The following is a 23,103-nucleotide window of genomic DNA, read 5'->3' as shown; positions in this document are numbered from 1 at the left end:
TTAGCCCTCTCCGCTCCCCCCCCCACCGCGGGGCCCCCCCCCCCCCCCGCGCGCGCCCCCCCCCCCCCCCCCCCCCCCCCCCCCCCCCCCGCTCCAGGTTCACGCGTACGAGGGGGTCGTACGACGGTCAGACCTCCACGACGACCGGGAGGATCATCGGCCTGCGCCGATAGTTGTCGGAGACCCACTTGCCGAGCGTGCGGCGGATCAGTTGCTGCAGCTGGTGGGGTTCCACCACGCCGTCCTGGGCCGAGCGTTCCAGGACCTCCGTGATCCTCGGGACCACGTCCACGAAGGCGGAGTCGTCGATGCCGGAGCCGCGGGCCTGGATGTGCGGGCCGCCCGTGATCTTGCCGGTGGACGAGTCCACGACGACGAAGACCGAGATGATGCCCTCGTCGCCCAGGATCCTGCGGTCCTTCAGCGCGGGCTCGCCGACATCGCCGACCGAGAGGCCGTCGACGTACACGTAACCCGCCTGGACCTTGCCCGAGATCTTGGCCTTGCCCTCGATGAGGTCGACGACCACGCCGTCCTCGGCGATGACGATCCGGTCGTGCGGGACGCCGGTCAGGGCACCCAGCTCGGCGTTGGCCCGTAGGTGGCGCCATTCGCCGTGGACCGGCATCAGGTTCTTCGGCTTGCAGATGTTGTAGAAGTACAGCAGCTCGCCGGCCGAGGCGTGTCCGGAGACGTGGACCTTGGCGTTGCCCTTGTGGACGACGTTGGCGCCCCAGCGGGTGAGGCCGTTGATCACCCGGTAGACGGCGTTCTCGTTGCCCGGGATGAGCGACGACGCCAGGATCACCGTGTCGCCTGCGACGATGCGGATCTGGTGGTCGCGGTTGGCCATGCGGGACAGTGCGGCCATCGGTTCGCCCTGCGAGCCCGTGCAGACGAGGACGACCTCGCTGTCCGGGAGGTCGTCGAGCGTCTTGACGTCCACGACCAGGCCCGGCGGCACCTTGAGATAGCCGAGGTCACGGGCGATGCCCATGTTCCGGACCATCGAGCGGCCGACGAAGGCGACCCGGCGGCCGTACTCGTGTGCCGTGTCCAGGATCTGCTGGATGCGGTGCACGTGGCTGGCGAAGCTCGCCACGATGATGCGCTTGCGGGCGCCCGCGAAGACCTGTCGCAGGACGTTGGAGATGTCGCGCTCGGGCGGGACGAATCCCGGGACCTCGGCGTTCGTCGAGTCGGCGAGGAGCAGGTCGATGCCCTCCTCGCTGAGGCGTGCGAACGCGTGTAGATCTGTCAGACGACCGTCCAGCGGAAGCTGGTCCATCTTGAAGTCGCCGGTGTGGACGACCATGCCCGCGGGGGTGCGGATGGCGACCGCGAGGGCGTCCGGGATCGAGTGGTTGACCGCGACGAACTCGCAGTCGAACGGGCCGATGCGCTCGCGGTGCCCTTCGGCGACCTCAAGCGTGTACGGGCGGATGCGGTGCTCCTGGAGCTTCGCCTCGATGAGGGCGAGGGTCAGCTTGGAGCCGATCAGCGGGATGTCCGCCTTCTCGCGAAGGAGGTACGGGACTCCGCCGATGTGGTCCTCGTGGCCGTGCGTGAGGACGATGCCGTCGATGTCGTCGAGGCGGTCCCTGATGGACGTGAAGTCCGGCAGGATCAGGTCGATTCCGGGCTGCTCCTCCTCGGGGAAGAGCACGCCGCAGTCGACGATCAGCAGACGGCCGCCGTATTCGAAGACCGTCATGTTTCGGCCGATTTCTCCGAGGCCGCCGAGTGGGGTGACCCTCAGGCCGCCTTCGGGGAGCTTCGACGGAGGGGCGAGTTCAGGATGCGGATGGCTCAAAAGACTCTCCTACCCATGCGCGCCACGTACCGGTGGGCACGTGGCGCGCATGACGTTCGTGCAAATGCAGTTATTGGATGTGGGGTGCAGGCGCCGAAGCCCTGCGTATTCAGTTGTGAAGTCTGTTGTCAGAGCTGTACCCCGCCGGCGGCAAGATCGATCTTGAGCTGGGCGATCTCCTCGGAGGAGCACTCGACCATCGGTGAGCGCAGCGGTCCGGCGGGCAGTCCCTGGAGGGCGAGTGCGGCCTTGGTGGTCATGACGCCCTGGGTGCGGAACATGCCGGTGTAGACGGGGAGCAGCTTCTGGTGGATCTCGGTGGCCTTCTGGACGTCACCGGAGACGTACGCCTCCACCAGGGTGCGAAGTTCGGGGGTGACCACATGGCCGACGACCGAGACGAAGCCGACCGCGCCCACGGAGAGCAGCGGCAGGTTCAGCATGTCGTCGCCGGAGTACCAGGCCAGGCCGGTCCGGGCGATGGCCCAGCTGGCGCGGCCCAGGTCGCCCTTGGCGTCCTTGTTGGCGACGATCCGCGGGTGCTCGGCGAGCCTGACCAGCGTCTCGGTGCCGATCGGGACCCCGCTGCGGCCGGGGATGTCGTAGAGCATGACCGGCAGTTCGGTGGCGTCGGCGACCGTTGTGAAGTGTCGGTACAGGCCCTCCTGCGGGGGCTTGTTGTAGTACGGCGTGACGATGAGCAGGCCGTGTGCGCCGGTGCGTTCGGCCGTGCGGGCGAGTTCGACGCTGTGGTGGGTGTCGTTGGTGCCGACGCCGGCGATGACGTGGGCGCGGTCGCCGACCGCTTCCAGTACGGCTCGTACGAGATCCGCTTTCTCCGCGTCGCTGGTGGTCGGGGACTCACCGGTGGTGCCGTTGATGACCAGGCCGTCGTTGCCTGCGTCCACCAGGTGGGTAGCGAGCCGCTGCGCGCCGTCGAGGTCGATCGCGCCGTCCGCCGTGAAGGGCGTGACCATGGCGGTGAGGACCCTCCCGAAGGGGGTCTGCGGAGTGGAGGTCGGAGCCATGGGTAACACGCTACTCGCTGCTCAATGCGGGGTCTGCCCTCGGGGCAGGCGACAAGTCGTGACAAATATGGAGCCCGGCACTGCCTGCTCGGGGGTTCAAGCAGTGCCGGGTCCGTTTGATCAGGCTAGATGAACTTCTCCAAATGCCGCAATACGGACACTTCGCGCGACTGATCCGTACATGTGTGCCCGCCCGGCAAACAGAGGTGCGCTACGGGGCGACACGACCGTTGGCATTGAAGGCCGCGTAGGTGAGTGGCATGAGCTTGGCCCACTGCTCCTCCATCTTCTCGCCGACCATCTCGATCTCCCGCTGCGGGAAGGACGGCACCTTCGCCAGCTCGTGCTGCGTGCGCAGGCCCAGGAAGTGCATCAGCGAACGGGCGTTGCACGTGGCGTACATCGAGGAGAAGAGGCCTACGGGGAGCACTGCACGGGCGACTTCGCGGGCCACGCCGGCGGCGAGCATCTCCTGGTAGGCCTCGTACGCCTGGCGGTACGAGTCCTCCATGGTGCGGCCGACCAGCTCCTGCTGGGCCTGAGTGCCCTCCACGAACACGTACTTGCCCGGGCGGCCCTCCTGGACCAGCTTGCGGGACTCACCGGGGACGTAGAAGGCCGGCTGGAGCTCCCTGTACCTTCCCGATTCCTCGTTGTACGACCAGCCCACCCGGTGCCGCATGAACTCGCGGAAGACGAAGATCGGGGCGCTGATGAAGAAGGTCATCGAGTTGTGCTCGAAGGGGCTGCCGTGGCGGTCCCGCATCAGGAAGTTGATCAGGCCCTTGGAGCGCTCGGGGTCCTTGCCCATCTCTTCCAGGGACTGTTCGCCGATCGTCGAGACGCGGGCGGCGAAGAGCACGTCCGCGTCGGACGCGGTGTGCTTGACCAGTTCGACGGTGACATCGCTGCGGAAACTGGGCTTGAGGTCGTCGGCGGGAGTGTCGGTCACGGCTCGGAGGGTCCTTCCATCACGTCTCTCGGGCGGCGCCCACTCTACGGCCCGGCACTGACAACGGGGCGTTCGGTGCCGTGCCGCGACATTCGTTGGCGAACTTCTGCGAATTCGGTGAAACGGGGCACCAATTGAGGCGTTCGCTCGTCTGTCTTGGTGAGAGCCACCCGTTCGATCCCGATTCGATCCCTGAGGGGAGACGCACCACCGATGCTCCGTCGGCGCGAACCCGTCCCGTTCGCCTTCATCGCCGAGACCGACCGCTTCCGCAGCAATGTCACTCCGCCGCCTCGTGAGCGCGCGTCCGCCGGTCAGATAGCCGGGCGTTGGCTTCTGGGGCTCACCATCGTCGCCGGAATCGTGGGCTCCCTGGTCCTCGGTATGCCGGCGCTGTCCCAGAACAACCTCTCGACCCAGAACCAGCAGTCGCAGGCCGCCGACAACCGCTGACCAGGCACGCGGTCACACCGTCGACCATGACTCGTCCGGACCCCCAAGGGTGGTGAGCGGGAACACGGCCGGATAACCTCACCGGGCACAGCCCACGCATGGATTCAGTGAGGACACCAGCCGTGCCCCTGCCCTTCCTTACGGCCGACCGCGCATTCGAGGCCGCGGACGAGCTCGCGCTGCCGTTCGACGACCGCGACCGCTGGCGGCGCCCCTACCGGCCCGGACCGTGGCGGGTGGCGGTGTCGGCGCTCGTGCTGCTGCTCGCGTCGTACGTGCTCTTCGCCGCCGTCATCATCGCGTTGACCGGCTCGCGGTCCGAGGCCGGGGTGATCCTCGGTATCGCGATGGTCGTCATCCTCTGCGCCCTGCGGTTGCTGCGCATGGGCGTGTGGGTGAGCGCGCGCGGGCTGCGCCGGGTGCGGTTCTTCTACACCCTTACGGTGCGGTGGGACCGGGTCGCCGCCGTGCGCACGGTGCAGCAGCCGGTGCGCTGGCTCGGGCTGCCGCGCACGGTGCAGGGACAGGCACTGCTCCTCGTACGGAAGGACCGTGCCCCCGAGGACGTGGCCGCGCTGCTGACCACGCACGACATCGACTTCCTGGCGCGTGCCTCCGCCTTCGACCGGGCCGCGGACTCGGTCGAGGTGTGGTCCGACGAGTACCGGCGGAGCTGACCGGCCGAGAGCAGCGCCGAAGGGGCCGGTCCGCAGCGAGTGCGGGCCGGCCCCTTCGGCGTACAGGCGTACGGGAGTTCAGGCCTGGACGGGGCGGCCGGCGTGCAGGGCGATCGCGCGTTGCATGGCTTTGCGGGCGCGCGGGGTGTCGCGGGCGTCGTGGTAGGCGACGGCGAGGCGGAACCAGCTGCGCCAGTCGTCGGGGGCCGCCTCCGTCTCGGCCTTGCGCTTGGCGAAGACCTCGTCGGCGGAGTCGCGGTCGATCCGGCCGCCGGGCGTGCGCCTCAACTCGTCGACGGGCAGGCCGCCTTCGGCGTCGAGGAGGGCGGCGAGGCGGTTGGCGTCACGGACGAACTGAGTGTTCTTCCAGAGGAACCACACGCCGATCACCGGCAGGATCAGGACCGCGATCCCGAAGGTGACGGTGATGACCGTGCCCGACTGTATGAGCATGACGCCGCGGCTGCCGACCAGGACGAAGTAGAAGACCAGGACGGCGGCCGTGACGGCGTAGGTGAGTTTGGCGCGCATGTCGTGAGCCTCAGCCCAGGTCCAGGAAGTGTTCCAGGCCGAAGGTGAGGCCCGGGGTGGTCACCACGCGGCGGGCGCCGAGCAGGATGCCCGGCATGAAGCTGCTGTGGTGGAGCGAATCGTGGCGGACGGTCAATGTCTCGCCCTCGCCGCCCAGCAGGACCTCCTGGTGGGCGAGCAGGCCGCGCAGGCGGACGGAGTGGACGGGGATGCCGTCGACGTCCGCGCCCCGCGCGCCGTCCAGGGCCGTCTCCGTAGCGTCCGGTGCCGCGGCCGTGCCCGCCTTCGCGCGCGCCTCGGCGATGAGCTGGGCCGTGCGCGTGGCCGTACCGCTCGGGGCGTCGACCTTCTTCGGGTGGTGCAGTTCGATGACCTCGACCGACTCGAAGTAGGGCGCGGCGATCTGCGCGAACTTCATGGTCAGTACGGCCCCGATGGAGAAGTTGGGGGCGATGAGGACGCCCGTCTCCGGGGATGCCGCCAGCCAGCCGTTCAGTTGCGCGAGGCGTTCCTCGGTCCAGCCGGTGGTGCCGACGACCGCGTGGATGCCGTTCCGGACGCAGAAGTCGAGGTTGTCCATCACCGAGGCGGGGGTGGTCAGTTCGACCGCCACCTGGGCGCCTGCGGCCGTGAGCGCCTCCAGGGTGTCGCCCCGGCCCAGGGCGGCCACCAGTTCCATGTCCTCGGCGGCCTCGACGGCTCGTACCGCCTCGGCGCCGATCCGGCCCTTGGCACCGAGGACCGCCACGCGCAGCTTGCTCATCGTTCTTGCTTCCTTACGACGGGTGTTAGACGACGGCGTCGTTCAGTCGGGCCGCCTGCTTGTCCTTGAGCGGGCCGATGACCGCCAGCGAGGGTCGTTGTCCCAGGATCTCGCGGGCGACCTCGCGGACCTCGTCCGGGGTGACCGACGCGATCCTGGCCAGCAGGTCGTCGACGGACATCTGCTCGCCCCAGCACAGCTCGCTCTTGCCGATGCGGTTCATCAGCGCGCCGGTGTCTTCGAGGCCCAGGACGGTGGAGCCCTGGAGCTGGCCGACGGCGCGGCCGATCTCGTCGTCGGACAGGCCGTGTTCGGCGACCTGGTCGAGTTCGTCGCGGCAGATCTTCAGCACGTCGTGGACCTGCGAGGGCCGGCAGCCGGCGTAGACCCCGAAGAGTCCGCAGTCGGCGAAGCCGGACGTGTACGAGTACACGCTGTAGGCCAGGCCGCGCTTCTCCCGGACCTCCTGGAAGAGGCGGGACGACATGCCGCCGCCGAGGGCCGTGTTGAGGACGCCGAGGGCCCAGCGGCGCTCGTCGGTGCGGGCCAGCCCCGGCATGCCGAGGACGACGTGCGCCTGCTCGGTCTTGCGGCCGATCAGCTCGACGCGGCCCGTGGTGCGCAGGGTGCGGCGGCCGTCGCGCGGGGCGATGGGCGCGGCCTGGGCGTTCTTGAAGGCGCCGGCCTTGTCGAAGGCGGCACGGACCTGTCGTACGACCTTGTCGTGGTCGATGTTGCCCGCCGCCGCGACCACGAGGTGGGTCGGGTCGTAGTGCTTCTTGTAGAAGCGGCGGATGCGGTCCGCGGTGAGGGCGTTGACGGTGTCGACCGTGCCGAGGACCGGGCGGCCGAGGGGGTTGTCGCCGAACATCGTGCGTGCGAACAGGTCGTGCACGCAGTCGCCCGGGTCGTCCTCCGTCATGGCGATCTCTTCGAGGATGGCGCCGCGTTCTACGTTGACGTCCTCCTCGCGGATGAGGGAGCCGGTCAGCATGTCGCAGACCACGTCGATGGCGAGCGGCAGGTCGGTATCGAGCACGCGCGCGTAGTAGCACGTGTACTCCTTGGCGGTGAACGCGTTCATCTCGCCGCCGACCGCGTCGATCGCGGAGGAGATGTCCAGCGCGCTGCGCTTGTGCGTGCCCTTGAAGAGGAGGTGCTCCAGGTAGTGCGTGGCGCCGTTCAGCGACGGCGTCTCGTCGCGGGAGCCCACGTGTGCCCAGATGCCGAAGGTCGCGGAGCGGACCGAGGGCAGGGTCTCGGTGACGATGCGCAGGCCGCCCGGGAGGGTGGTCTTACGGACCGTGCCGATGCCGTTGGTGCCCTGGATGAGGGTTTGGGTACGGGCGACGGCCCGCGCCTCCGAGGAGGTGCGGGCCGTCGTCGTGGTGCTGGTCGACGTCACTTGTCGCCGTCGTCCTTCTTGTCGTCCTCGGCGTTCTCTTCACCCTCGATGACGGGGATCAGGGAGAGCTTGCCGCGGGAGTCGATCTCGGCGATCTCGACCTGGACCTTCTGGCCCACGCCGACGACGTCCTCGACGTTCTCCACGCGCTTGCCGCCGGCGAGCTTGCGGATCTGCGAGATGTGCAGCAGACCGTCCTTGCCCGGGAGCAGCGACACGAACGCGCCGAAGGTGGTGGTCTTGACGACCGTACCCAGGTAGCGCTCGCCGACCTCCGGCATGGTCGGGTTGGCGATGCCGTTGATCGTGGCGCGGGCGGCCTCGGCCTGCGAGCCGACCTGGGCACCGATGTAGATGGTGCCGTCGTCCTCGATCGTGATCTCGGCGCCGGTGTCCTCCTGGATCTGGTTGATCATCTTGCCCTTCGGGCCGATGACCTCGCCGATCTTGTCCACGGGGATCTTGACGGTGATGATCCGCGGGGCGTTCGGGGACATCTCGTCCGGCGTGTCGATCGCTTCCATCATCACGTCGAGGATGTGGAGGCGGGCGTCACGGGCCTGCTTGAGGGCGGCGGCCAGGACGGAGGCGGGGATGCCGTCCAGCTTGGTGTCGAGCTGGAGGGCGGTGACGAACTCCTTGGTGCCGGCGACCTTGAAGTCCATGTCGCCGAAGGCGTCCTCCGCACCGAGGATGTCGGTGAGGGCGACGTAGTGCGTCTCGCCGTTGATCTCCTGGGAGATCAGGCCCATGGCGATACCGGCGACGGGGGCCTTGAGGGGCACACCCGCGTTCAGCAGCGACATGGTGGAGGCGCAGACCGAGCCCATGGACGTCGAGCCGTTCGACCCGAGGGCCTCGGAGACCTGACGGATCGCGTAGGGGAACTCCTCGCGCGTCGGGAGGACCGGGACCAGGGCGCGCTCGGCGAGCGCTCCGTGGCCGATCTCGCGGCGCTTCGGGGAGCCGACGCGGCCGGTCTCGCCGACGGAGTACGGCGGGAAGTTGTAGTTGTGCATGTAGCGCTTGCGGGTCACCGGGGAGAGGGTGTCCAGCTGCTGCTCCATGCGGAGCATGTTGAGCGTGGTGACGCCCAGGATCTGGGTCTCGCCACGCTCGAACAGCGCCGAGCCGTGCACGCGCGGGATGGCCTCGACCTCGGCGGCCAGGGTGCGGATGTCGGTGACACCGCGGCCGTCGATGCGCTTCTTCTCCTTGATGACGCGCTCACGGACCAGGGACTTGGTCAGCGAGCGGTACGCGGCGGAGATCTCCTTCTCGCGGCCCTCGAACTCCGGGAGGAGCTTCTCGGCGGCGAGACCCTTGACGCGGTCCAGCTCGGCCTCGCGGTCCTGCTTGCCGGCGATGGTCAGCGCGGCGGCGAGCTCCGGGCGGACGGCGGCGGTGAGGGCCTCCAGGACGTCGTCCTGGTAGTCGAGGAAGATCGGGAACTCGCCGGTGGGCTTGGCGGCCTTCGCGGCGAGGTCGGCCTGCGCACGGCAGAGCACCTTGATGAAGGGCTTCGCGGCGTCCAGACCGGAGGCGACAACCTCCTCGGTGGGCGCCTCGGCGCCGCCCTGCACGAGCTGGATGGTCTTCTCGGTGGCCTCGGCCTCGACCATCATGATCGCGACGTCGCCGTCCTCCAGGACGCGACCGGCGACGACCATGTCGAAGACGGCGTCCTCAAGCTCGGTGTGCGTCGGGAACGCGACCCACTGGCCGTTGATCAGCGCGACGCGGACGCCGCCGACCGGGCCGGAGAAGGGCAGACCGGCCAGCTGCGTGGACGCGGAGGCGGCGTTGATCGCCACGACGTCGTACAGGTGGTCGGGGTTGAGCGCCATGATCGTGGCGACGACCTGGATCTCGTTGCGCAGGCCCTTCTTGAAGGAGGGGCGCAGCGGGCGGTCGATCAGGCGGCAGGTGAGGATGGCGTCCTCGGAGGGACGGCCCTCACGGCGGAAGAAGCTGCCGGGGATCTTGCCGGCGGCGTACATCCGCTCCTCGACGTCCACCGTGAGGGGGAAGAAGTCGAGCTGGTCCTTGGGGTTCTTGGAGGCGGTGGTGGCCGACAGCACCATGGTGTCGTCGTCCAGGTACGCCACGGCGGAGCCGGCGGCCTGCTTGGCCAGGCGGCCCGTCTCGAAGCGGATGGTGCGGGTGCCGAAGGAGCCGTTGTCAATGACGGCCTCGGCGTAGTGGGTCTCGTTCTCCACTAGCGTTTTCTCCGTTACTTGTCGTCTTTCGTCCCTCCCCGCCCGTGTGGCGGGGGGACGGTGGCGGAGAAGCGCTGTCTGGTGCGGGCCGGTCTTCGATCGAAGCACCCGGGGTTTCCTGCCCGGGGGCCACTACCGAGGACCGGCGGCTGCGAGGCGCGCTTCTCCTCGTTCGTTTCGTACGTTGTTCGTACGGTGTCGTGCTGCCCTGCGTTGTCGTGCTGTGTCCTGCGTATTGCGTTGTGCTACCACACTACAAAGCGGCAGTGACACTCCGCACGTTTCCGCACGTACGGGCAATCCGCACATACGGCAAAGGGAGCGGGTCCCGATCGTTTCGGGACCCGCTCCCCTCACGGCGTCTTACTTGGCGCCCGCCGCACCGCGACGGATGCCCAGGCGGTCGACCAGCGCACGGAAGCGCTGGATGTCCTTCTTGGCCAGGTACTGCAGCAGCCGGCGGCGCTGACCGACCAGGATCAGCAGACCACGACGGGAGTGGTGGTCGTGCTTGTGGGTCTTGAGGTGCTCGGTCAGGTCCGAGATGCGGCGCGAGAGCATGGCGACCTGGACCTCGGGGGAGCCGGTGTCGCCCTCCTTCTGGCCGAACTCGGTGATGAGCTGCTTCTTCGTAGCGGCGTCGAGCGACACGCGTACTCCTCGTAGTCTGAGATGTGCCACCGAGTGCCCCTGGTCCACTTCTCAGGGGAGCTTCCGTAACTCGGGAGGCGGGATCCGCTGGGCGCTGCCTCCAGAGCGGTGAGCTCCAGGGGTGCGTACACAAACGGCCGCTACACAGCGTACCAGCCTGGGGGGACACCTCGGTCCAGCTCCGTGAAGGGCCCTGACCGGGGCGGATACGGCCACTAGGGTGATCCGCATCCACATGAGGACCGTGGATCACGTCGGTTCGTCGGGAAGGGGTCGCTTCGCCATGGCGGAGACGGAGCAGGAGATCAAGGCACGCAAGGAGCGGGAGCGGGACGAGCTGTACGCCCTCGACATCTCGGGCGTGGAGTGGCGCAGCGCGCCGGGCACGGAGGAGCACGAGGAGCGCGTCGAGATCGCCGACCTGCCCGGCGGAGGGATGGCCATGCGCTCGTCGCTCGACCCGGACACCGTGCTGCGCTACACGGAGGCGGAGTGGACGGCCTTCGTGCTGGGCGCCAGGGACGGCGAGTTCGATCTGGAGCCCGCTCCGGAGGAGCAGCAGTAGTCGTAGGCGTGGAAAAGGGGCGGCACGCGTGTGTGCCGCCCCTTTCGCATGCCTGCGGCTCCTAGCTGGTCATCGCCCGTGCCTGCGCGTACACGTCGAAGACGGCCAGGGAGAGTGGGATCAGGGTGAGCAGGACGAAGCTCTCGGCGATCTCCAGGAAGCGGCCCCAGAAGGGGGTGACTCCGCGCTTCGGGGTGATCAGGCCGACGGCGGTGACCAGGGCGGTCGACGCGGCTACGGCCGCCGCGAGCCAGACGCTGCGGATGTCGAGGGAGTTCGGGTCGCCGAGGAACGCGTCCCGCACGTACGCGTGCGGCGGGTTCAGGGCGAGGCCCAGGCCCAGGAAGACGAGGGCGGCCAGGCCCGCGGCGAGGGTGGCGCCGACCTGGGCGGTGTAGCGGAACAGGTGGGCGCGCATCAGCATCGCGACGCCGGTGGCGAGGGCGAGGAGCTGTGCCCACACGTCGCTGGAGAAGCCGAGGACGATCGAGGCGCCCACGGAGACGAGGGCGCAGCCGCCGACCAGGCCGACGAGGAGTTCGTGGCCGCGGCGGGCGCGGGCGGCGATGCGTTCGGCGTCGACGGGCTCCTGGGCCACGGGTTCGCCGTCGCCGTAGCCGCGGGTGGGGTTGGGGGGTTCGAAGCCGATGGGGAGGCGGGCGAAGCGCATGGACAAGCCCGGCAGGAAGGCGAGCGCGCACACGGAGAGCGGGGCGCAGATCGCGGCCGTCTCGATGGGCTTGAGGTGGGCGAGCATCGCGGTGAACGTCGTCAACAGGCCGATGGCGGAGGCGAAGACGAAGGCCACGAAGGGGCCGTCGCCGCCGGGTGACACCAGGGTGAGGACGACGGCCGCGACGAGGACGGCGGCGCAGGCCAGCAGGAACTGGAGTCGCCCAATGCCTTCTCCTTCGGAGAAGGGGAGCAGTCCGGAGCCCGCCACGGCGATGTTCGGGAGTGCGCCCAGGCCCAGGGCGACCGCCGAGCCCCGGTCGTCGTACACGCGTGCGCGTACGCACGCGATGGTGACGAGGAGGATGCCGGCGAGGCCGGCGACGATGCCCTGGAGGCCGTTCATGTCGTGGTGGATCTGGGAGCTCCAGGCCACGAACGCGAGCAGCGCGGGCAGGATGCCGCCGGCGACGAGACCGGCGGCGCGCGTCAACTCGCCGTTCCACAGGGCACGGTCACGGGTGACGGCGGCGGCGACCGCCTCGGAGACGTCGTCGTAGACGGCCGGCGGCAGCGAGTCGGCGAAGGGGCGCAGGGTGAGCAGTTCGCCGTCGAGGATGCGCTGGGCTGCGAAGGAGCGGGCGCCGTCGAGGACGGTGCCGTCGCGGCGGACGAGGTGGTACCCGACGGGGGCGCCGTCGGTGAGGCTCTGCTGGGACAGCCGCAGGATCTCGGGGTACAGGTCGGCGACGGGTACGTCGTCGGGCAGGGCCACGTCGATCCGGCTGTCGGGCGCCACGATGGTGACCCGGCAGAAGCCGAAGCCCATGCCCGCCCCGGATGGGGCTCCGCTGCCCGTTCCGCCGGTCGCGCCCGCCGGCGCGGAGGCCGTGATGCTCACCTGCTGTTCCCCCTTGTCAGTGACGGACGGTCCGCGAAGGTGCCGCGCGCGTCCGTCGTGAAGTTCCGCCGTAAAGATCCTGTGCAGGTCGCGCCGTACCATCCGTCCCGCCGGGCTGTCGCGCCGTAGCGCCCCGCGCTCAACGGGATCCGACGGGATCCGCCCGCCGCGAACACTGCGGTTTTGCCCGGTTTTCCCGGAACGATTCGCAACTGCTCACACGTCTCACGGGCACCCTACCGCCCGTCGTTGTCAGTGGTTGTCAGTAGGATCGCGCAGTGCGGATCGGCGTCCGCCCGACACGGGGCGGCGGACGTAAACAACTCGGTCCGGCAAGGGAATTGGTGCTTAGTGAGCCAGATCGTCGTCAAGCGCCCGCCGAGGTCGCTGCCGAAGGAAGTGCCCACGGACGAGGTCATGCTGCAGGCTCCGCCGGAGCTGCCGCGCGGCCAGCAGGAGGGCGCCATGATGCAGCTCCTGCCCATGCTCGGCATGGGCGGGTCGGTGGTGTTCTTCTTCAACCCCAGTGCCCAGCCGTTCATGAAGATCATGGGCATGGTGATGATCGCGTCCACGGTCGCGATGGGCGTCTCGATGCTGGTCCGCTACCGCCGGGGCAACCAGGGGCAGATGGCCGACATGCGCCGTGACTATCTGCGCTATCTGTCCCAGACCCGGCGTACGGCCCTGGAGACCGCGCGGGCCCAGCGCGACGCCCAGTACTACCTGCACCCTTCGCCGGAGCAACTGTGGGCACTGGTCGCCGAGGGCAGCCGGGTGTGGGAACGCCGCACGAACGACGAGGACTTCGGGCAGGTGCGGGTCGGCCTCGGCCCGCAGGGTCTCGCCACTCCCCTGGTCCCGCCGGAGACCGCCCCGGTCGACGAGCTGGAGCCGCTGACGGCGGGTGCCATGCAGCGTTTCCTGGCCACGCACAGCACCCTTGAGGACCTGCCGATGGCGGTCTCGCTGCGCGCCTTCTACCACGTGACGATCAGCGGCGAACCGGCCACCGTGCGCGGCACCGCGCGCGCCCTCGCCGCCTCCCTCGCCTCGATGCACTCCCCCGAGGACCTCGTCATCGCCGTCGCCACCGGGCGCGAGTCGGTGCCCGAGTGGGAGTGGGCCAAGTGGCTCCCGCACGCGCAGGCGCAGGGGCTCGCGGACGGCGCGGGCACCATGCGGCTCATCAGCACCAACCCGATGGAGCTGGAGGAGATGCTCGCGGACCGCCTCCAGGGCCGCCCGCGTTTCCACCCGGCCGGAGCGCCGGTACCCGAACAGCCGCACCTCGTGGTCGTGTTGGACGGCGTCTCCCTGCCGCCCACCTCTTTCCTGGCCAGCCCCGAGGGCCTCCAGGGGGTGACGATCGTCGAGATCGTGCCCGGCGACCTCAGCAGCGGTCGCGGTGACCTCTCGGTCGTCGTACACCCGAAGGAACTCCGCCTGGAGTCGGGCCACGGCATGGTCTACGAAGGCACGCCGGACGTCCTGTCGTACGAGGCCGCCGAGGCGCTGGCCCGGCAACTGGCGCCGCTGCGCATGGTGTCGGGCGGTGACGACGACGAACCGCTGCTCGCCAACCTGGAGTTCACCGATCTGCTGAACCTGGGCGACGCGGCCTCCGTCGACCCGAAGCGGACCTGGCGCCCGCGCTCCACGGCGGAGCGGCTGCGGGTGCCGATCGGGCTCGGTGAGGACGGCCGGCCCGTGATGCTCGACCTCAAGGAGGCGGCCCAGGAGGGCATGGGCCCACACGGTCTGTGTGTCGGCGCGACCGGTTCCGGCAAGTCGGAGCTGCTGCGCACGCTGGTCCTCGGCCTCGCGGTGACGCACTCCTCGGAGACGCTGAACTTCGTCCTCGCGGACTTCAAGGGCGGTGCGACCTTCGCCGGTATGGCGCAGATGCCGCATGTGGCGGCCGTGATCACCAACCTGGCGGACGACCTGACGCTCGTCGACCGTATGGGTGACTCGATCCGCGGTGAGTTGAACCGCCGCCAGGAGATGCTGCGCGACGCGGGCAACTACGCCAACATCCACGACTACGAGAAGGCGCGCGCCGCGGGTGCCCCCTTGCAGCCGGTGCCGTCACTCGTCCTGGTGATCGACGAGTTCAGCGAACTCCTCACCGCCAAGCCGGACTTCATCGAGATGTTCGTGCAGATCGGCCGCATCGGCCGTTCGCTGGGCGTGCATCTGCTGCTGGCCTCGCAGCGCCTGGAGGAGGGCCGGCTGCGCGGCCTGGAGACGTACCTCTCGTACCGGATCGGTCTGCGCACGTTCTCGGCGGCCGAGTCGCGGGCCGCGCTCGGGGTGCCGGACGCGTACGAGCTCCCGAACGTGCCGGGTTCCGGCTTCCTGAAGTACGGCACCGACGAGATGGTCCGCTTCAAGGCGGCGTACGTCTCCGGGGTGTACCGCACCGGTTCGCAGCAGGCCGCCGCGCTCGGCGGGCCGCTCCCGGTGGACCGCAGGCCGGTGCTGTTCACGGCGGCGCAGGTGCCGGTGCAGTACGCGCCCGTGCCGCGTCAGCGCCAGCCGGAGACGCCGGACGAGAAGGACGACGCGCTCGCCGACACCGTGCTCGACGTGATCGTGCGGCGGCTTGAGGCGCAGGGTCCGGCCGCCCACCAGGTGTGGCTGCCCCCGCTGGACAGCCCGCCGTCGCTCGACTCCCTACTGCCCGGACTCGCGGCCGTCCCCGGCCGGGGCATGACACAGCCCGGCTACGAGGGCGCGGGCCGGCTCGTCGTCCCGGTCGGCCTGGTCGACAAGCCGTACGAGCAGCGGCGCGACCCGCTGTGGACGGACTTCGGCGGCGCGGCCGGCCATATGCAGATCCTCGGCGGCCCGCAGTCCGGCAAGTCGACGCTGCTGCGCTCGCTCATCGCGTCGTTCGCGCTCACCCACACTCCGCGCGAAGTGCAGTTCTACGCACTGGACTTCGGCGGTGGCGGTCTGTCGGCGGTGGCCGGTCTGCCGCATGTGGGCGGGGTGGCCTCCCGGCTCGACCCGGAGAAGGTCCGACGTACGGCGGCCGAGGTCTACGGCGTGATGACCCGCCGCGAGGAGTACTTCCGTACGGCCGGGATCTCCTCGATCGCCGAGTTCCGCGCCCGCCGCGCGCGGGGCGACATCTCCGTGACGGACCAGCCCTGGGGTGACGTCTTCCTCGTCATCGACGGCTGGGGCAACTTCCGTACGGATTATGAGGCGTTGGAGCCGCTGGTGCTGGACATCGCGGCCCGCGGGCTCGGTTACGGCATCCATGTGATCCTCACCGCTTCGCGCTCCATGGAGGTCCGCGCGAACATGAAGGACCACCTGATGAACCGGCTGGAGCTGCGGCTCGGCGACCCGATGGACTCGGAGTTCGACCGCAAGGTCGCCGCCAACGTGCCCACGGGCGTGCCCGGTCGGGGCCAGACCCCGCAGAAGCAGCACTTCATGGCGGCGGTTCCGCGCATCGACGGCCTCTCCTCGGACACGGACCTCGCGGAGGCGACGACGGCCCTCACGGCCGAGGTCGCCCGGCACTGGCAGGAGCCCGGCGCGCCCGAAGTCCGGCTGCTGCCACGGGAGTTCGCGGCGGCCCAGCTGCCGCCCGGCGACCGGTTCCCGAACCGGGGCATCTCCTTCGCCCTCGACGAGGACAACCTGGAGCCGGTGTTCGTGGACTTCGACCAGGACCCGTTCTTCCTGGTCTTCGGCGAGAGCGAGTCCGGCAAGTCGAACCTGCTCAAGCTGCTGATCAAGCGCCTCGGCGAGCGCTACGACGGCAACGCGTGCAAGCTGTTCGTGGTCGACAACCGGCGTTCCCTGCTGGGCGTGACCCCGCCCTCGCACCTGGCCGAGTACATCCCGATGTCGAACCAGATGCAGCACCACATGGACGCGCTGGCCGACCTGATGCAGCGCCGGACGCCGACGTCCGATGTCACTCCGCAGCAGCTCCGGGACCGGAGTTGGTGGCGGGGCCCACAGGTCTTCGTGATCATCGACGACTACGACCTGGTGTCCACGTCGAGCGGCAACCCGCTGTCGGGGCTGACGGAACTCCTGCCGTTCGCCCGGGACGTGGGCGTGCGCTTCATCATCGCCCGCTCCACGGCGGGTGCGGGGCGCGCCGGTTACGAGTCCTTCATGCAGCGGATGAAGGAACTCGGCGCCCAGGGCGTGGTGTTGGCGGGCGACCCGGCCGAGGGCGACCTGCTGGGCGGGGTCAGGCCGCGGCCGATGCCCGCCGGGCGGGGCGTGTTCGTGTCCCGGAAGCGAGGCAAGCCGCTGGTCCAGATCGGCCGGGTGGCGGACGGGGACGAGTGAGGACCGGGGAAGCCGCTCAGGTCTTCAGAACGTGGTGAGGGCGACGACCTTGCTGTCGTGCATGAGGAAGACGCGGTTTCCGTCGGCGGCGAGGCGGGTGTAGTCGGTACGGGGGAACTCGTACCGCCACAGCCTCCCCCCGTCGACCGCCTTCGCGGCGTCGAGCTCCATGGGCTCGGTCGCCACCACGCTCTTGTCGATCGACCAGACCGCGTGCCCCTGCGGCAGCGCACGGCCCGCGTAGAGAGCGGTGCCCGCGGATTCGGAGTAGCCGGACCACAACTGGCTGCCGTCGCGCGGGTCCAGGCGTCGAGGATAGATGCCCTCCGTGGCGTAGAGCCTGTTCCCGGAGACCGTCACGGGACCCCACCGCTCGCGGTAGAGGTCCCCGTGGGGCTTGACGCTCCAGATCCGCTCCCCGTCGGCGATCCGCACCGCCTCCAGGGTGTAGCCGCCGAGGTACACGGTGTCGCCCCGGACGGCCGGCCGGAGCCCGATGGGGACATGGGCGAGGCGATTCCACGTCATACGGCCGTTGCTGGTGTCGATCGCCAGGAAGTTGCCGTCGGTCGTCCCCATGACCAGCCGGCCCGGGCCGACGGCGGCCGGGGCGATCACCTTTTTACGGAAGTCGGCCGGGACCGTCGCCGTCCAGCCGACCTTCGCGTCCGCGCGGCGCACGCTGCGCAGCCGGTCGTCCTTCGTGATGACGTACACCGACTCCGCGTCGGCGCCGAGGAGTTGGGCCGCCTCGGCCGCCGGGCAGGTCCACTTGGCCTCGCCGGTGGACGAGACGTACGTACGCAGCCCGCCCTGGCTGTCCGTGCCCACGACCAGCCGGTCGGAGAGCGACAGATAGCCGCTCTTCGTCACCACGCGGGGCGCGCTCCAGCGGCGTCTGCCGTCCTTGACGCCGTAGGCCACGATCCCGCCGCTCGCGGCGCCGAACACGAGGACGTCCCGCACCGGCAGGAGATACGGCGAGTAGACATCCGCGGCGTTCTCCAGAGTCCAGAGGGCGGTGGGCCGGCCCAGGGAGCCGGAGGCCTGGTCGGCGACGACGGCCATCCTCGCCGTGGGGGTGGGCACCGCCGACGGGACGGTGAAGGGGCTGTTCGCCAGCCGGACGCTCGTACCCCCGTCCGACGAACCGAGCAGCCAGGCCGTCGTACCGCCCCCGGCGGCGAGCACCACGCCCGTGGTGGACAGTCCGGTGACCAGCCGCCGCCGTGTCAACAACCGTCTCTCGCCCGGCAGTTGAGCGGTCGTTTCGGTGGTCATCCGACAGGCGCCGGTCTCCTGCTCCCTGATGGAGTCGGCGAGCCGTCCCCGTTTCCAGGCCCGGTCGGCGCGCTTGGGGACGTCCATCGCCCGTACGATCTCGGCGGGTTGGGGCCGAGCGGCCGGGTCCTTGGCGAGGCAGGGTTCGACGAGCGCCCTCAACTGCGGCTCCACGTCGTCGAGTCGGGGCTCCCCGTGGACGACCGCGTACTGCACGACGGCCACATGGGAGCCTTCGAAAGCACGCTGTCCGGTGAGCGCGTAGGCGAGCACCGCACCCAGCGAGAACACGTCCGCGGCGGGGGTCACGCGTTGGCCGAGGACCTGTTCGGGGGCGCCGTAGCCCGGGGTGACGGGGGCCTGGCCGGTGGTGGTGAGGGTCAGTCCGTGTTCGGGGCGGGCGATGCCGAAGTCGATGACGCGTGGCCCGTCCGAGGTGAGCACGATGTTCGGCGGCTTGAGATCGCGGTGGATGAAGCCCGCCGCGTGGATGTCGGCGAGGGTGTCCGCGAGGGAGGCGCCCAGGGCGCGCAGCGCGGGCTCGGTGAGCGGCCCGTGCGCCTCGACCGCCTCGGCCAGGGTGAGTCCGGCGAGGAACTCACTGGCGATCCACGGCCGCGTCCCCTCGGTTCGGGCCTCCAGTACGGCGGCAACTCCCTTGCCGCGTACGGCCTGTGCGGCCTGCGCCTCGCGCACGAAGCGCTGGGCGAGCTCGGTGTCGTGGGCGAGTTCGGGGCGCAGCACCTTCACGGCGGCGAGGGTGCCGGGGCCGTCCTGGCCGAGGTAGACCTTGCCCATGCCGCCTTCGCCGATGACGCCGAGCAGACGGTAGGGACCGAGGCGGATCGGGTCACCGGTGCCGAGAGGGTTCATCGTGGGTGTCCTTCTGCGGGTGGGTCGCGGCGGTCACCTGAGCGGGTAGGCGGACAACCGGTCGTCGTCCACGGCGAGGACCAGCCGGGCCTCGGGGTACGCGTGGAAGTGTTTTCCGGCCGTCCGATACGTAAGTACGGTTCTGTGCCCCGTGAGGTTCACCGCCCGCAGTTGCAGCCCGTTGCGGTAGTACGCGTAGCGGGTGCCGACGACCGGCTGCCAGACGGTGTAGGCCTCCCCCGCCTCGGAAGTCGCCTCGGTCCACAGGACTTTGCCGGTCGCGGCGTCGATGGCCGTGAGCCCGATGCCCGAACCGACGGTGTACACCACCCCGTTCGCGAGCGTCGGCGGGCCGTAGATCTGCCCGGCCTTGGTGGCCCACCCCAGCGCACCGTCGCTGAGCCGCAGCGCCCGCAACTGGGTACCACCGAGGTAGAGATACGTCTCGTCCACGGCCAACTCGCCCCGGATCGCGTCGGGATCACTGACGTTGTACGGCAAGTCCCAAAGGACCGCACCGCTGTTGATGTCCCGTACGACGACGAGCGTCTGTGACTCCGCCGTCGCCTGAAGGGTCACCAGGCGCTCCCCGACGACCTTGGCCGCGACGAAGTGCAGCCGCCGGCTCCCGCTCGACCGCCGAGGCAGGGGCTGCGTCCAGCGCGTCCGACCGGTCCCGAGGTCGGCGGCGCGCAGCGTCCAGGTCTGTGCGGGCAGGAAGCCCCTGTCCGCCGGGACCTGCCCCTGGCCCACCGCCACGTACGCGATGTCGCCTACGACGCACAGGAGTTGGTTCGGTACGAGGGTGGGCGTGGCGTCCGTGAGGGCGGCCGGGGTCGGTTGCGTGCTGTCCTGGTTGTCGCTCCAGGTGTCGATCGACACCGACTCCGCCGCCTTGGCGGGATCGTGGCCGAGCAGGTACAACTGCCCTTTCTGTACGGCCGTTTGCCACCAGTTGGCGGTGACGCGCACCTCGCCCCGCGACCGCCCGGTGGTCGGCGCGAGGCGTTCGGCGGTCGCGTTCAGCGGCAGCCAGATCGACCCGTCGGCCTGATACGGCACGACCAGGCCCCAGCCCAGCACGTCGAGGTCCTTGCCGCCGTACTGCCACAGCGGAGCGAGGTTGCGCGTCTGCGGCGGCGCCTTCGCGGAAGGAGTGGTGGCACGCCCCTTGTACCACCAGACACCACCCGCGGCGGCGGTCGCGGCGAGCGCTCCGCTCACGGCGAGGAGCCCGCGGCGCGAGGGTCCGGACACCGACGTGACTTCGGTGGTGCCCTCCTCGGCGACCGGGGCGGGCAGCCGCTGCGGCACGGTCCGCCATACGTCGGCGGCCCGCCGCCCGATGTCCGCGAGCACGGCGTCGGGCAACTGCTCGGCGAACTCGCCGCTCCCGTCGTGCAGTTGGGCCGCGAGTTCGGCCAAGTAGGGCCGTTGCGCAGGCTCCTTGGCGAGGCACCGGGCCAACAACGGTACGAGCGCGGGCGGTACGTCGCGGAGGTCGGCCTCCGCGTACCGCACCCGGTACATCAGGTCCGCGGGCTGCCCGCCACCGAACGGGGCCCGCCCGGTGGCCGCGAACACCAGCACACCGGCCAGCGCGAAGACGTCGCCGGCCGCGTCGTGCTCCTGCCCGGCCGCCTGCTCCGGGGACATGAACGCCGGGGTGCCGACCGAGGCACCGGTACGGGTCAGCCGGTCGTCGCCGATGGCCCGCGCGATCCCGAAGTCGATGACCTTCGGGCCGTAGGCGGTGAGGAGGATGTTCGACGGCTTCAGGTCGCGGTGCACGACGTCCGACCGGTGGAGCTGGTCCAGCGCGGAACACAGTGCGGCGCCCAACGCCCGCACCGACCGCTCGGGCAGCGGACCCGTGCTCAGAACGGCCTCGTCGAGGGCGGGCCCGAGCACGAACTCCGTTGCCAGCCAGGGCGTTTCGGCGAACGGATCGGCGTCCACGACCCGGGCCCCGAACCGGTCCCCGATGACCCGGGCCGCGTCCACTTCGAGCCGGAACCGGCTACGGATGCCCGGATCGGTCGCGATCCGGGCGTGCATCGTCTTGAGCGCGACCGTACGGCCGCCGACGCCACGCGCCATGTACACCGTGCCCATGCCACCACTGCCGAGCCGGGCAACCAGCCGGTACGGACCGAGAGTTACGGGGTCGTCGTGGGCGAGGGGTGTGGGCATGGGGTTCCGGGCTCACGTCGTCAGGGGCTGTGGTGGGAGGGAACTGGGTACCGCGGCCGATACGACGCTCACTCCCGGCCGCGACTACGGGGACAACTGCACCTCGGCGGCCAGCACGGAGGCCGACTGATGAGCGACGGCCGCGACGATCCGGGCGGGCAACCAGCCGACGCCGAGCCAACCACCGCCTGCCGGAACGGCAGTTCGGGAGTCGGGCGCCAGCTCCCCGATGATGTCAGAGAGTTGAGGCCGATGGGCCGGATCACGCGCCAAACACCGCGCCACCAGCGAGCGCAGCACGGCCGGCAACTCCCCACGCTCCGGGGCCGTATGACCCGTGGCGGCGTACGCGAGCGTCGCGCCCAGCGCGTATACGTCACCCAGCGGACGCGGCTGTCCACCGGCCGCCTGCTCGGGCGGAAGACTCCCGGCGTCCAGCCCAGGCGCTCCCCACCGCGGCACACCGTCCGGCCCGGCGGCCCGCACCGCCCCGAAACAACCGAGCCGAGGCCCGTCGGCGGCGAGCAGCACGGCCGCCGGACACACCCCCGCGTGCGTCAACTCCTGCCCGTGCAGCACGGCGAGCGACTCGGCCAGTGCTACGGCGAGTGCGAGCACGGTCCGCTCGGGCAGGGGACCGCCGTTCACCGCGAGGGCGGTCGGGAGCGGCAGCGCGGGCACATAGGGCCGGGCGTGCCACGCCTCACCACCCGGGGCGGCGAGTTCGACGGCCGGCAGCACCCAGGGCCCGAGCAGATACCGCGAGGTGTCGGCCTCCGCCATGAACCGCCCCGGGTCGGCCTTCGACAGGGGCGCACTCAGCAGGACGGTGCGGTCACCGTCGGGGCTGCGGGCGATGAAACGGCGTTCGGGGGTGGGGGGTTGAGACGGGGTGTGGGCGGGGGTGTTGCTGTCGAGCCGGGTGACGACTGTGTAGGGGCCGATCCGCCGGGTCGTTGCGCTGGCCATAGCCATGGATCGTGCGCTCCCCTCCGTCCGGCGTCGGCTGGCGCTCACCCTCTCGTGCGGGGGCCAGGTACGGCAACAGGGTGGGCGCCTCCCGCGCGCACCCACCCTGTGTTGCTGTTGTTGCTGCGTGCCTCGCCCTACTGGAAGTAGCTGGCGGCCTTCTTGTCGCCCTCCATGTAGGTACCGCCCGACGTGTACACGACGTGGCCGATGCCGGTCAGCGCGGTGTGGATGTCGTTGGCTTCCTTGTCCCAGCGGTGCAGCTTCTCGTTGAAGGTGTTCTGCGCGTCACCCTCCCAGTACTGCAGGCTCTTCACGACCAGCGCGCGAAGCTCCTGAAGGTCCTGCTCCAGCTGCTTCGCCTCGTTGCCGATCTTGGTGGCCGCGAAGTCCAGCCCGTCATAAGTGACGGAAAGGCCGTCGGAGTTACGGCTCATGCGTGTGTACCTCGTCTCGTTCGTATGGGGCAGTGGGCGTCGTGACTCAGTAGGAGCTGAGCGGGGAAGTCACTGTCGGGGCGCCGTCCTGGAGGTCGATCTTGTTGACCGCCGCACGGACCTCGTCTTCCTTGCTGTCCTTGATGTTGCGCGTCGCGGTCATCGCCTCGATGACGTCACCGAGGATGGTGCCGATCTTCTGCAGCGACTCGTTGATCTCGTACTGCTTCTTGTCGAACGCGGCACGCCCGATACCGTGCCACTGGCCCTCAAGCCCGTCGATCACACCCTGAAGCCCGTGCACGCGCTTGGCGATGCCGTCGTACTTGTCGAGCATCTGCTTCTGAATATCGACTACTGCGGCATCTTCGAGCTTCTGCTTGTTGGACATGGT

The 23,103-nt window shown here is 69.9% G+C and carries 18 protein-coding genes; 4 read left to right on the top strand and 14 right to left on the bottom strand.

Going from position 1 to position 23,103, the window contains the following annotated elements:
• Positions 1–127: 127 nt before the first annotated feature.
• The 3 genes from ACIBJH_RS15660 to thyX all read right to left on the bottom strand — a co-directional run bounded on the left by ACIBJH_RS15660 (position 128) and on the right by thyX (position 3,793).
• Positions 128–1,813: a ribonuclease J gene (locus ACIBJH_RS15660; RefSeq protein ID WP_399117364.1), complete on the bottom strand. Its 1,686-nt coding sequence runs from the start codon at positions 1,811–1,813 to the stop codon at positions 128–130.
• A 128-nt stretch (positions 1,814–1,941) separates the two neighbouring features.
• Entirely contained in the window at positions 1,942–2,841 is a 900-nt protein-coding gene (dapA, locus tag ACIBJH_RS15655) for a 4-hydroxy-tetrahydrodipicolinate synthase (protein WP_399117363.1), read from the bottom strand.
• Between the two features lie 211 nt (positions 2,842–3,052).
• Positions 3,053–3,793, bottom strand: a complete 741-nt coding sequence (gene thyX, locus ACIBJH_RS15650; protein WP_399117362.1) for an FAD-dependent thymidylate synthase — start codon at positions 3,791–3,793, stop codon at positions 3,053–3,055.
• A gap of 213 nt (positions 3,794–4,006) precedes the next feature.
• Between thyX and ACIBJH_RS15645 the strand changes: the two genes are divergently transcribed.
• A complete protein-coding gene (locus tag ACIBJH_RS15645) occupies positions 4,007–4,246 on the top strand; it encodes a hypothetical protein (RefSeq protein WP_399117361.1) in 240 nt (79 codons plus the stop codon).
• Positions 4,247–4,368: 122 nt separating this feature from the next.
• Complete coding sequence (locus ACIBJH_RS15640; RefSeq protein ID WP_399117360.1) at positions 4,369–4,923, top strand: hypothetical protein; 555 nt, start codon at positions 4,369–4,371, stop codon at positions 4,921–4,923.
• Between the two features lie 78 nt (positions 4,924–5,001).
• On the opposite strand, the gene ACIBJH_RS15635 is transcribed toward ACIBJH_RS15640, so the two are convergent.
• The 5 genes from ACIBJH_RS15635 to rpsO all read right to left on the bottom strand — a co-directional run bounded on the left by ACIBJH_RS15635 (position 5,002) and on the right by rpsO (position 10,492).
• Positions 5,002–5,454 carry a hypothetical protein gene (locus ACIBJH_RS15635; RefSeq protein WP_399117359.1) on the bottom strand — a complete coding sequence of 151 codons (453 nt, stop codon included), beginning with the start codon at positions 5,452–5,454 and terminating at the stop codon, positions 5,002–5,004.
• A 10-nt stretch (positions 5,455–5,464) separates the two neighbouring features.
• Positions 5,465–6,217, bottom strand: a complete 753-nt coding sequence (gene dapB, locus ACIBJH_RS15630) for a 4-hydroxy-tetrahydrodipicolinate reductase (RefSeq protein ID WP_399117358.1) — start codon at positions 6,215–6,217, stop codon at positions 5,465–5,467.
• 25 nt (positions 6,218–6,242) lie between these two features.
• Entirely contained in the window at positions 6,243–7,622 is a 1,380-nt protein-coding gene (locus tag ACIBJH_RS15625; protein ID WP_399117357.1) for a M16 family metallopeptidase, read from the bottom strand.
• Entirely contained in the window at positions 7,619–9,841 is a 2,223-nt protein-coding gene (locus ACIBJH_RS15620; RefSeq protein ID WP_399117356.1) for a polyribonucleotide nucleotidyltransferase, read from the bottom strand. The genes ACIBJH_RS15625 and ACIBJH_RS15620 overlap by 4 nt, the downstream gene beginning before the upstream one ends.
• A 363-nt stretch (positions 9,842–10,204) precedes the next feature.
• Entirely contained in the window at positions 10,205–10,492 is a 288-nt protein-coding gene (gene rpsO / locus ACIBJH_RS15615; protein WP_019075416.1) for a 30S ribosomal protein S15, read from the bottom strand.
• Between the two features lie 283 nt (positions 10,493–10,775).
• On the opposite strand from rpsO, the gene ACIBJH_RS15610 reads away from it, so the two are divergent.
• Positions 10,776–11,057 carry a DUF397 domain-containing protein gene (locus ACIBJH_RS15610; protein WP_399117355.1) on the top strand — a complete coding sequence of 94 codons (282 nt, stop codon included), beginning with the start codon at positions 10,776–10,778 and terminating at the stop codon, positions 11,055–11,057.
• A gap of 61 nt (positions 11,058–11,118) precedes the next feature.
• Here ACIBJH_RS15610 and eccD read toward each other — a convergent pair whose 3' ends face one another.
• Entirely contained in the window at positions 11,119–12,630 is a 1,512-nt protein-coding gene (gene eccD / locus ACIBJH_RS15605) for a type VII secretion integral membrane protein EccD (protein WP_399117354.1), read from the bottom strand.
• Positions 12,631–12,981: 351 nt separating this feature from the next.
• Between eccD and eccCa the strand changes: the two genes are divergently transcribed.
• Complete coding sequence (gene eccCa, locus ACIBJH_RS15600) at positions 12,982–16,956, top strand: type VII secretion protein EccCa (RefSeq protein ID WP_399117353.1); 3,975 nt, start codon at positions 12,982–12,984, stop codon at positions 16,954–16,956.
• A gap of 24 nt (positions 16,957–16,980) precedes the next feature.
• On the opposite strand, the gene ACIBJH_RS15595 is transcribed toward eccCa, so the two are convergent.
• The 5 genes from ACIBJH_RS15595 to ACIBJH_RS15575 form a co-directional block, all read right to left on the bottom strand.
• Complete coding sequence (locus tag ACIBJH_RS15595; RefSeq protein ID WP_399117352.1) at positions 16,981–19,110, bottom strand: protein kinase; 2,130 nt, start codon at positions 19,108–19,110, stop codon at positions 16,981–16,983.
• A gap of 33 nt (positions 19,111–19,143) precedes the next feature.
• Entirely contained in the window at positions 19,144–21,303 is a 2,160-nt protein-coding gene (locus ACIBJH_RS15590; RefSeq protein ID WP_399117351.1) for a protein kinase, read from the bottom strand.
• 84 nt (positions 21,304–21,387) lie between these two features.
• A complete protein-coding gene (locus tag ACIBJH_RS15585; RefSeq protein ID WP_399117350.1) occupies positions 21,388–22,272 on the bottom strand; it encodes a serine/threonine protein kinase in 885 nt (294 codons plus the stop codon).
• A gap of 137 nt (positions 22,273–22,409) precedes the next feature.
• The gene (locus ACIBJH_RS15580) at positions 22,410–22,709 is read right to left on the bottom strand and encodes a WXG100 family type VII secretion target (RefSeq protein WP_043683472.1); all 300 of its coding nucleotides are present in this window, start codon (positions 22,707–22,709) and stop codon (positions 22,410–22,412) included.
• Positions 22,710–22,755: 46 nt separating this feature from the next.
• Positions 22,756–23,100, bottom strand: coding sequence for a WXG100 family type VII secretion target (locus ACIBJH_RS15575; RefSeq protein WP_019075425.1), 345 nt, complete (start codon positions 23,098–23,100; stop codon positions 22,756–22,758).
• Positions 23,101–23,103: the final 3 nt, after the last annotated feature.

Source organism: Streptomyces sp. NPDC050548 (assembly GCF_044457385.1).
GTDB lineage: Bacteria > Actinomycetota > Actinomycetes > Streptomycetales > Streptomycetaceae > Streptomyces.
This window is presented reverse-complemented; position numbering and strand designations above follow the sequence as displayed.